The organism is Desulfosporosinus sp. BICA1-9 (assembly GCF_000802135.1).
This window is the reverse complement of sequence record NZ_JUEE01000093.1, coordinates 1-10015: the sequence shown is the minus strand read 5'-3', so window position 1 is coordinate 10015 and position 10015 is coordinate 1. Positions and strand designations below refer to the sequence as shown.

Genomic DNA, 10015 nt, shown 5'->3' with positions numbered 1-10015 from the left:
TTAGTCCTTCGTCTATGGTAAATATGACATGACGATGATTGACTTGTACGACCTCTTCCACGATCATTCGGCTCCATTCCTCGGTCTCGCCACTCGAACAAGTTGTGCAAAACCGTCCTTTACAGCGATACGGCACGATCCTTACATCATGGCAACCTTCACATACCAGAAGCTTGAAACCATTTTTTGGATCCCCGCATCTGTGAAATTTCTCCACCTCTTTTATAACGATGGCTCGTAAACGTTCTTTATGCTTTTCTGAGAACGTTTCCCAATGCTTATGTTTATCGAAAAATATTTCTCTTAAAATGTTCTCTTTCATACTTCTATAATACCAAATTCGCAAGTAAAGGGGGGACCCTAAACTTATACTTTCTGATACGTTAGAAAAAACCTCCCTGTCGGAAGGCTTTTTCTAATATTGAAGCATTACTTATGTGTAATGCTTCAATATTAAATTACTTGTGGATTATTGAGTTCGTGACGATAATCACAATCTCCTGTTAGCTTTTCTGTTTGGATCCACTTTTTCCGACAGTAATTCATGGCTAACTTTACCATGCCCTCAGCCCACTCAGGGCTGCCTAGTACATGAATGTGATTATAGGCAGCAAAAACGTTCTTATAACAAATTCCGTCATTTTGCCCATTTATCCCATGCCCTCGCTGAACCTTATACCCAAACTTCATATCTGGAGACAAGTTTACGATTCGAGAATTATGAAACTCATGCCCCTTAATTACTGTTCCATCTGCAAACCACGACTGATTAGTCGTTGCTTCCATAAGCGTATACCCATGCCCTTGGGGCTTCGCTTCCATTTGGGTATCGAAAGGAAGTAACCCGACCATTTCATAGTTTTGCGAAGAGACTTGAATTGAGCGACCCAAATACATAAGTCCCCCACACTCAGCATAAATTGGCAGACCCATTTCTCCAGCTCGTCTAATATTTGCACGCAAGAGCTTATTTTCTTCAAGCTTAGCAGCAAATACCTCAGGAAATCCTCCTCCAATATAGAGAGCATCAATATCCTCAGGAAGTTGACTATCAATAAGAGAGTTAATAAGGACAATATCAGCTCCTAAGGCTTTTAAGGATTCGATGTTTTCTGGATAATAGAAACTAAAGGCTGTGTCCTGAATAACCCCAATTTTAGGTGTGATACTTTTATCTATAATAGAGTATTTTGCTAAATTGGAGACTATAGTCTGAGGAAACTGAGGAAGTTGAGGGGCGTTTTGAGCTAACCTGAGAACTTCTTTTAGGTCCACATGTTCACAAATGACATCCGCAAAGTAATCAAGTAAGGTTTCTGTCTCATCTATTTCACCATTGGTAACAAGCCCTAGGTGACGATCAGGGATGCATAAGTTGATGTCTTTAGGGATAGCACCAACCACTGGGATTTTACAGAACTCTTCGATGGCCGCGCGAGCCATTTTTTCATGGCGAGGCCGTGCCACTTTATTTAAAACTACACCAACAATTTGAACATCCGAATCAAAATGTTGGTAGCCCATCACCATGGCCGCAACACTACGGGTCATACGAGTGGCATCCACAACTAATAAAACGGGCGAACGGGTGATTTTGGCAATTTCAGCCGTCGAGCTGCTTCCACTCAAATCTAAGCCATCATATAGTCCCATTGCGCCTTCAATGATTGTGATAGACTTGTCCAATGCTTGATTAGATATGGACTTGCATAGTTCATGTTTGTTCATAAAAAATGAATCCAAGTTTCGACAAGTACACCTAGCTGCAGCCGTATGCCAACTAGCGTCAATATAGTCAGGCCCTTTTTTAAAGGGTTGAACTGCCATACCTTGTCGAGCGAATGCTCTGAGCAAACCTAAGGTAAAGGTTGTTTTTCCACTTCGACCCTGAGGTGCTCCAATTACTAAGCGAGGGACATTATTGATACTGCATTCATTCATATCTGTCAAGGAAACCATCGTACCCACACCTTTCTTTGGAGAAATTTCGGTCAGGAAAAATATTCAATACCGATTTCGCAATTTGAGAGATAGTTTAAAGGAATCATACTTATCATAATACAAGCTTCATATGGATTGTCAATCATAAAATTGACCATCCTGAGGCCCGTTCTTATAATGCAGACTTCAATTAATCTGCATTATAAGAATATGGACATTTAGGATGGTCTAATTAGGAATGCGTTAATCCATTCTAACAGATAAGAATCAAGATTAGTCTGGAGTTTGAACCTTACCTTTTAAGCAAATAAAGGTTGTCGTGATGTAGAGATATTCAACGAGATCTTCTGCAGTAAGTTCCTTTACTGCATTATCCACATCGCTTTTTGTCGCACCAATAGCTACTGCGACGTCTCTGCTCTTAGCTTTTTGGACTTTCGCAAGGTATTCCAGAACCTTGGCTTTGACTGCGGGATCTGCTGGTCCTCTTGCCATTTTAAATACCAACTTTCTAAATTTTTCCTCAGATTAGTACTTAAATGATGCTGAAGTACGGAAGGTTTCTCTGGAGAAGATATAATCGTCAATCAACATATCTGAGAATGGAAGCTCAGCCAAGCTGAAGAATTTCTCCCAACCAATCCGCTCAACCCACTCACCCACGCGCTCTCCTTTACGAGCATTAGCAATCCAGAGTTCAATAATTTTGCGAATTGCTTCAGTCGTCTCAGGCCAACGAGGAGCAGTGTTAGGAAGGAATGGAATTACCATACGGGAGAAACTAGGGGCTGAACGAGCATTCGAGGTTTTACCACCAATAAGAATCGCAATACCATCATTCTTAGGATCGTAAATCTCCATTCCTGGGGACATGGTATAGCAGTTACCGCAATACATACATTTATCTTCGTTAACGACAACGCTCTTGTTCTTAGGATCTGGACGAATAGCTCCTGTAGGACAGCTAGCTACGAGACTTGGAATCTCAGTTCCTTTACGAATGACATCATGGTTGATACGAGGAGGAGTTCTATGAACACCAACAATCGCGATATCACTGCAGTGTGCTGCTCCACACATATTTAAGCAACAAGCTAAGCCCATTTTTAATTTTGCAGGGAGTACCATGGTATTGAAATACTCATATAAATCATCCATAACGGCTTTAACGACACCGGAAGCATCGGTAGCCGGAGTATGACAGTGTACCCACCCTTGAGTGTGAACGATATTGCTAATGGATTGACCTGTTCCACCAACACAATATCCTTTAGAAGCTAAATCGTCAAGTAGTGGTTGAAGTTTAGCCTCATCTGAAACTAAAAATTCAACATTGTTCCGGGTTGTGAAGCGTAGAAATCCGTCACAATATTCGTCAGCGATTGTACATAAATCACGTACAAAATCAATACTGACTAAACGAGGGGAACCCACGCGAACACTGTACAGTGCTGCGCCACTTTCTGCAACATGTTTGAGTACACCGGGTTGGGGAATTTCATGATATTTCCACTGTCCATAGTTTTGTTCTACAATCGGAGGAAGCATCTTTTTATAATGCGGAGGTCCTTGATCTAAAACTGCCATCATTATCCACCTCTCGTTAGCTACTTTTATTTTATAGTTTAGAGCTTCGATCCATCGAGTGCCGTTCCAGACCTGTCAAGATCATCTTGATCCCAGAATACATATGGGTTAGCACGTGGTCGGAAGACCATTTGCGGTACAGGCTCGACTTCAATTCCTTTGAGGAATTTGGTCATTCCTAAGCGATAAATTGTTTCACCAATCCGCTCGCGTGATTTACCGTGCTCATCCCACCACTCCCAGATGCGACGCATGAGATCCTTAAAGGGCTCAAAGTCATCTTCTGTCTCCATTTTCATGAATGGAACAATTACCCATGACATAAAAGCGGACTGAACAATGGTGGACTTTCCGCCAATCAAGATGGTAGCACCTTTTTCTTTTCCTGGATGAATAGCTTTGGTCATCATATTAATACAATGCATGCAACGTGTGCAATCTTCACCGACAATGCTGAGCTCTTGAGTCTCTGCATTGAATGTCAGACAGCGGGTTGGGCATTTGTCACAGACCATTCCTTGAACATCAAAATTATTAGCTACATACTCTTTTACAGCATCCTGGTCGATGATTAATGTATCGCGCCAAGTACCTATTACAGAGCAGTCAGAGCGAGCAATAGAAGAAGTACAGTCATTAGCGCAACCAGAGAACTTAATTTTGCTCTTATATGGCCACATAGGACGATGAAGCTCATCCATGAATTCGTTCGTAACATTATAGCATGCTTCAAGGGTATCATAACAAGCATGCTCGCAACGACCAGGTCCAACGCAGCAGTTAGGGGTTCTTAAGCAAGAGCCTGAACCACCGAGGTCAAACCCTGCATCACTAAACTCGTCGAAAATAGGTTGAATTTGTTCCGTTTTGCAGCCCAGAAGAATAATATCCCCTGTGGAACCGTGCATGTTGGTCAAACCACTTCCATGTTTCTCCCAAATATCACAAACTGTACGAAGTGTTTTCGTGTTGTAGAACCATCCAGATGGTTGAAGCAAGCGGATCGTATGGAACTCAGCAACATGTGGGTATGTTTGAGGCTCATCAACATAACGGCCGATTACACCGCCGCCATAACCTCTAACTCCAACGATACCACCGTGTTTCCAGTGTCCTCTGCGCTCATTATAGGATCTTTCCAAGACTTGGAGTAACTCGCCTGCAGCTTCACTTTTCACCGCAGCTCGCTTAATTTCCGTCACAAAACTGGGCCATTTACCTTTTTCAAGTTCGTCCAGTAGTGGCGTTTTCTTTTCTGTCATGGCACACCCTCCGTCTTCAAGTTTATGGGGTTTCTTACATTTCAACAATGCTGATAGCACCAGTTGGACAAACTGATGTACAGCTTTCACAACCCATGCACTCTGATTCGTCACCGATTACATGAGCTTTGTCCTCGCTAAAGCCAAGCAGGTGAGCTGGGCATCCTTCAGTACAAGCGTCACATCCAGAACACACATCTTCATCGATTGATACAATAAACACAAATTACACCTCCTTAAACTATTAAAGAGAACAATTAGGAGAACTATTAGAGACTACATAGAGTACTGGGAGACTGGGAAACTTTTCACTTGTGTAAATTAACACTAGTCCATGTACTTAATTTAACACCTTGAGTTCTATTCGTACAATATATAATACAGATTGTACTATACAGAAAACTAATTATGAAATCTATAACTCTATTCTTGACTTTTATAGGCATTCAAAACGGAGATACCTCCTTGTAGATAAGCCACCTGACGCACTTCTTTTCCTAATAGCATACGCACTGCTTCATACCCTCTGATACCTAATCCACATACTGTGACAATCAAAGAATCTGTTGGAACCTCTTGCCAACGCTCCCTTAGTTCTCCCAAGGCTATGACCTTTGTCCCCTCGAATGGTAGAGGGCTGGCACTCACTTCTTCCGGTTCACGCACATCAAGAATACATAACTTCTCTCCTGCATTTAAGCGTTTTACAACGGATTCAGCAGTGATTCCTTGCGCTAACCCCAGACGTATGTTTTCCAAGGTTGTAGCAGCGTGTATGAGCACATCAATTGCCGTGGCAAAGGGTGGCGCATAGGCTAGATCTAGATCGATTAAATCCTCTACTTTCGCACCAAATTTTAAAGCGGTCGCCAAAACATCCAGCCTCTTAACACTCTCACCAATACCACAAACTTGGGCTCCCAATAATCGACCGTTTTCCTTTTCAGCAATTAATTTAATCGTAATATTGGCATGCATGAGGTAATAATGAGTAGAGTCTAGTCCACTACTGACACTGGTTACGACGTTATAACCTCGTTTTCGAGCTTCTTCTTCTCCCAAACCAGTGCGCCCAATATTAAGTTCAAATGCTTGAAGAACAGACGTCCCCTCTACAGGTGCAAAGCGGCTGGGCATTCCAGCGATATGATCTGCTATGACTCTACCTTGTTTATTGGCGGTTGAGGCTAAAGGAATGTAAACAGGCTCTCCTGTAAGCAGATGACGTTGTTCTGCACAGTCTCCGCCAGCGTAAATTGCTGGATCATTTGTTAACATGTGCTCATCGACTTGAATTGCACCTGTAACTCCAATCTTCAGTCCGGCTTCGTGAGCTAACTCCACTTCAGGGCGGACTCCGGTAGCTATCACTACCACATCAGTATCAATTGTTCCTTGTTCCGTTAAGACACGGCAGACATTTTCTTCAAGATCTCCTTCTAAACCAAGCACTCTACAGGATAGGCGAATGTCAACCCCGCTCTCTTTCATTTTACTCTCAACCAGTTTGGCCATATCAGCATCGAGTAACTTAGGCAGCACCTGAACTTCTGCTTCGCATAAAGTGACTTTTAATCGAGGACTTGCTAAGGCATCTGCCGTTTCAATGCCGATCAGCCCAGATCCCATTACAGTAACATGTTTGACCTTTTTGGCTTTGATCAATTCCTTGAGAGTTTGGGCATCGTGTGGATGGTGAAGCGTAAAGACCTGGCCCAAATGCACACCAGGAATTGGAGGAATACTGGATTTTGCTCCTGTCGCAAGAACTAAATAATCATAAGGCACGGTCTCTTCAAGACCTGAATTAAGGTTACGAATATAAACCTTTTTTTCTTTTCTATCGATTTTTTCGGCTTTAGTTTGAGTAAGGACATTGACATCTTTTTGGTTTCGAAAAAAGTCTGTATCCCTCATCAAGCCATATGAAGTCTTCATCAAGTCATCTAATTGGGGTACAAAGTTACCCACATAAAGTGGTAGTCCACATGCCCCATATGAGATTAGACTTCCTTTTTCTAGAATAGTGATCTCAGCATCGGGATTTACTCGCCTTAAGCGTGCAGCAACTTTAGGACCGATTGCAACTCCACCAACAATAATTACTTTCATGTTCAACTCTCCCCCATTTATTTATTTTTTCACAAGCTAAAGCTTAATGAACTCACAATTTCAATGTCCGGAAAGATCAATGAATCTTGAACAATGGACCATTTCAGATAGTCTGAAATGGTCCATTAAAAGCTTCCAGTTTAAAAACTGTAAGATCCGATTACTCTAGAAACTCTAGGAAAGGTTTTTCCATACTTACCATGGCATTGACCATGAGTTCTACTAAGCCACCATACTGAACGTTGTATTTCTCGGTGACTTCGTAATGTTCCAAAATAGCCCGCATAGCTCCTTTACAGTTAGAACAAGGAGCGCAAATGTATTTTGGAATTGAAGCATCTTCAATCGTATCTTTGAAAGCTCCTAGGATTTGGTTAAATTTCATCCGGGACGCCACTTGATCTCTGAACTGAGGGAAGTTCTGGGAGTTCATAATGGCGAAACCGCTTCCCCCACCACAGCAGTAGTTATCAACTCCATGGGGAGTCATTTCTCTAAACTGAGGAGCAATTGCTCTCAGGATATTCCGTTGAGGTTCAACAATCCCTAATTGTCTCACGACATTACAAGGATCGTGCAGGGTCACAGGGAAGTTATTTTTACTGGGATCAAGTTTTAGTCGTTTGTTCTTGACCATATCCCAAAGCAGTGGCAGACAACTTTCCACTGGAATCTTAGCATCTCCATACGCCATGCGATCACCGACCATCATCGAAGCCTTATGGGCATGTCCACACTCTGCGACCACAATTCGGTTGACTCCAAAATCTTTCGCTACTTTCATCTGCATCAGAGCAATCTGTTTAGCCTGATAATCGTCATACCATAGTCCATAATTGACACTGTCATACCCCATGATTTCACTGCTAAGGGTCCAATTGATGCCTGCTGCATCAAAGAGAAGGGCAAAAGCTACAGGGTTTTCCGGCCATGCCATAAACTCGCCTGCATTATGCAATACTAGTATATCCGCGCCTTTTTTATCGACTGGGAATTTTAACTTAATGCCGAATTTTTCTTCGGTATCTTCTTCCAGAAACTCCAGGGTATCTAAAAAAGCCGGCTTGCCTAGGCCAGTCGAAGAACCGGTCTTAATCTGAAGCATCGTACCTTTTGTATGCAGAGGAGTCGGCGCAATGCCCATTTCTTGGCTGAAAATCTTACGAATTTCTTTGGTAAGGATGGCATTATCCAAGCCCAGGGGACAGGTCTGAGCACAGCGTCGGCAGAGATTACAGCGATAGGCTAATTCCCCCAAACGAGCAATTGTCTCCCAATTTACATCGATATCTGCGCCAACAAAGCTGCCCAGCAGTTTTCCACTCGTGGTAAAATACTTTTTCAAAATTTTGCGCAGGACCTCGGAACGATAAATTGGTCGGTACATCTCGTTGTTCCCCGAGGCCGAATATATATGACAGGCGCCTGAACAAGTATCGCATTTAGCACAGTATTCAAAGGACAATAAGAGCGGTTGTAGTACTCCATTATTAGCATCGGAAAAGATTTTTTCTAAGCCGCTGAGGAACTTCCGGACAAACTCGTCTTCTTCCTCTTTAGATTTGGGACGAACTAAGGTATCGATACCAACATAACCATCTAGCGACGTACAGTATTTTTCTTTCCAGGCAGGCTTAGGATCCGTGAGCGGGGGTTCCATTCCGGGTTTATCATAGGGCGCTAATAAAGGCATTAACTGATCAAGTTCCAGTTTAATCAGTTGCTCATCCGATCGTCCCATATCTTTTGGACGTAAATCTTTTTGATTTATCATACTTAGATCCCCTTTTCCATATAGTTAATCCTTAAGAATTGGAAGATTGGACGTTATTACTTGGATACGGTCGGTGGCTTGATATGAGGGGCAGACCAAGAGGTGGTTGGGCGAAAAGTCGAAGCTTTTTTGACCTTTTGCTCAACTTCACTGCCTTTAAGATTAGGATTATTATCCCATAGAACCGTATGGAAGGTAAAATACTTCCCAACATAGTGACTCATCTTACTGATAGGAATATAAGTTAGCATAATTCCAACCAAAATTATGTGTAAGGTGACTAGGCCACTGGCTTCAAAAGGCGTAAACGTGATGAGGTTCGAAGTTACTACTCGGGCAGTATGAAAGGATAAATCACTGCCCCAGGTGAGAACCCCTGTGAACAGAGCTGCAAAAAGCAGTAAAAGGTTAAAGTATTCTTGTGGAGTTGTGTATTTTTTCAAGGTATTATCGAACATCCTGCGCAGAAATAATAATCCAGCCCCTAAAGTACCTACTGCGAGCCCGCAAATCCCAGTAACAAGCGATAAATAGTAAATTAATAGACCCCAAATACTTGGACTATTCGCAGCTACACTAATTCCATTGATGGCAGTCACCGCTCCTACGACCAATAATATGGTCCAAGCCATGAGCAGGTAAATCCCTAAGTGCAAGGCATAAGAAATCCACCAAAAAGGTCGTTGGTTTTCAAACAACTTTTTGATGAAAAGAATCTCTTTTAACATTTCTATGACTTCCCTCACATGAGAAACTTCGTGAGGCTTACTCCACCACGCTACTTCCTCATAATAGGAACCCCCATGTTCAAACCCTTTTTCTTTAGGTACAGGATAGAGTTCCATTCTCCCATGCAAGGGCATTTTTGCAAATTGAAAAACTTTGTAAACAGATATTCCGAGAAAAAGGAGTATGGATAAGTACGCAATCAAACTAAGAAACATAAACCCTCAACCTCCCTACACTTGTTATTATTTTAACTATTTTAGTCTAAGTGAGTTTTTGATGCTTGTAAAATTATCATTTCTCATAATACCATCGCATAAATTGATGACAATATTTGTATTAGCAATTAAGAATTCGTTGAATTATCTGATATACCCTTTAAATACTTTATGAAAATCAAAAAGAGCATCTCCGAAGGAAATCCTTACAGAAATGCTCCTTAATATTATAACTCAGATCTTTAGAAAATCACACCAAGGGCAATAAGAATAAGAATTGCGATTGCAATAATCCCTACGCCAACACAACTTCCTAAACCGCAACCTGCTCCGTATCCGTACATGAAATTTCCTCCTTCCAAAGTTGACATGGATTTTAGATTCTTATTTTAAAA

General features: G+C 41.9%; 9 protein-coding genes. All 9 read right to left on the bottom strand.

All coding sequences use genetic code 11. From position 1 onward, the window contains the following. Positions 1–322, bottom strand: a 322-nt coding sequence (locus JL57_RS34310; protein ID WP_291300022.1) for a transposase zinc-binding domain-containing protein, incomplete at its 3' end; no start/stop codon positions are given. Positions 323–453: 131 nt separating this feature from the next. Continuing rightward, positions 454–1959, bottom strand: coding sequence for a cobyrinate a,c-diamide synthase (locus JL57_RS12505; protein ID WP_045691323.1), 1506 nt, complete (start codon positions 1957–1959; stop codon positions 454–456). 255 nt (positions 1960–2214) lie between these two features. After that, complete coding sequence (locus tag JL57_RS12500) at positions 2215–2436, bottom strand: hypothetical protein (RefSeq protein ID WP_034142385.1); 222 nt, start codon at positions 2434–2436, stop codon at positions 2215–2217. A 33-nt stretch (positions 2437–2469) separates the two neighbouring features. Further along, entirely contained in the window at positions 2470–3528 is a 1059-nt protein-coding gene (gene dsrB, locus JL57_RS12495) for a dissimilatory-type sulfite reductase subunit beta (protein WP_034142384.1), read from the bottom strand. Positions 3529–3566: 38 nt separating this feature from the next. Further along, positions 3567–4790: a dissimilatory-type sulfite reductase subunit alpha gene (gene dsrA / locus JL57_RS12490; protein ID WP_034142383.1), complete on the bottom strand. Its 1224-nt coding sequence runs from the start codon at positions 4788–4790 to the stop codon at positions 3567–3569. Positions 4791–4824: 34 nt separating this feature from the next. Further along, positions 4825–5013 (bottom strand): 4Fe-4S binding protein, encoded by a 189-nt coding sequence (locus tag JL57_RS12485; protein WP_034142382.1) that lies wholly within the window; start codon positions 5011–5013, stop codon positions 4825–4827. Positions 5014–5213: 200 nt separating this feature from the next. Further along, positions 5214–6902, bottom strand: a complete 1689-nt coding sequence (locus JL57_RS12480; protein ID WP_034142381.1) for an FAD-dependent oxidoreductase — start codon at positions 6900–6902, stop codon at positions 5214–5216. 160 nt (positions 6903–7062) lie between these two features. Then, entirely contained in the window at positions 7063–8676 is a 1614-nt protein-coding gene (locus JL57_RS12475; protein WP_034142380.1) for a (Fe-S)-binding protein, read from the bottom strand. Positions 8677–8732: 56 nt separating this feature from the next. Beyond that, positions 8733–9620 (bottom strand): respiratory nitrate reductase subunit gamma, encoded by an 888-nt coding sequence (locus JL57_RS12470; RefSeq protein ID WP_034142379.1) that lies wholly within the window; start codon positions 9618–9620, stop codon positions 8733–8735. Positions 9621–10015 lie beyond the last annotated feature (395 nt).